Source organism: Corallococcus sp. 4LFB (assembly GCF_046520365.1).
GTDB lineage: Bacteria > Myxococcota > Myxococcia > Myxococcales > Myxococcaceae > Corallococcus > Corallococcus caeni.
Genome location: NZ_JBKGHJ010001065.1, coordinates 1 through 1,067, shown reverse-complemented (window position 1 = coordinate 1,067; position 1,067 = coordinate 1). Strand labels below are relative to the sequence as shown.

The following is a 1,067-nucleotide window of genomic DNA, read 5'->3' as shown; positions in this document are numbered from 1 at the left end:
ACGAGGATGGCGCGGGCCTGGGCCACGGACTCGCGCAGGGCGTTCAGCGCGCGGGCCTCCGCGTCGCACCACGCGCGCCGCGCGACAGCAGGGCCTTGGACGCTCCTCCAGGGCTGGTGGCCGTGGCCAGCGAGGCGCTCCGCGAGGACGGCCTGCGCGCTGTCGAGGACGCGGGCGGCCTCGGTGCGAAGGCGCACGGCGTCCTCGGCGCGGGCGGTGGCCACCTTCTCCGCCTGCTGGAGGGCCTCGGAGTCCTCGCGGGCGCGTTCGTAGGCGGCCTGGGCGGCGTCGAGCCGCGCCTGGACCTCCGCGCGCACCTCCTGCGTGGAGCGGCCCTGGAGCAGCCGGGCGCGGGCCCTGGAGGCATCCTGGAAGGCCTCGTCCTTGAGGCTCGCGCGGTGGGCAGCGGTCTGTGCGTCCTCGTGACGGGCCTGGAGGCGGACCTCCTCCCGGGCGCGGCGGCCCTGCTCCTCCTCCAGGCGCTTGCGAGCGGCCTCCAGCTCCGTGAGCTTTTCGCGCCACTTCGTCACGCGGTCGAAGCACCGGCTCTGGAAGCGCGCGGGGTCCTCGGCGAGCTTCTCCTTCCAGGGGGCGGTCTCGCTGGCGAAGGGAGGAGACACTTCCGTGAGGGCGCGCTCGCGGGCCTCGCGAGCGGTGTCCCGGCGCAGGAGCGCATCCCGGTGGGACTGGGCCGCGCGGGCCTGGGCGTCCTCGGCCTTGCGAAGGGCTTCGGCCGCGCCTTCGCGCCGGTGCGCCGGGTCTCCAGCAGGGCGCGGGCCTCGCGAGCGGCGCTGGCCCGGGCTTCCGCGGAGGCCTCTTCCTCACGGAGGGTCGCGAGCCGGACGCGCACGTCCTCCTGGGCCGCACGGATCCACCCCTGGGCGACAGGGGCCTCCGCGTCCTCGGGGGGCGAGGCATTCGCGGAGAAGGACCGCGGGCCTTCCGCGTCCGCGGCATCGGAGACTGCGTCCAGCGCGTGCTGCTGCGTCTCCCCGCGCGATGACGTCTTCGCATCAGCCGGGCTTGCCGTGGCCTCACCCGGGAGCACGGCGCGGGCCCACCGCTCG

General features: G+C 76.4%; 1 pseudogene. It reads right to left on the bottom strand.

Annotated elements, in window-relative coordinates:
* A pseudogene (locus ACLEQD_RS44065) lies at positions 1-620 on the bottom strand (nuclease SbcCD subunit C); the annotation flags it as partial.
* Positions 621-1,067 lie beyond the last annotated feature (447 nt).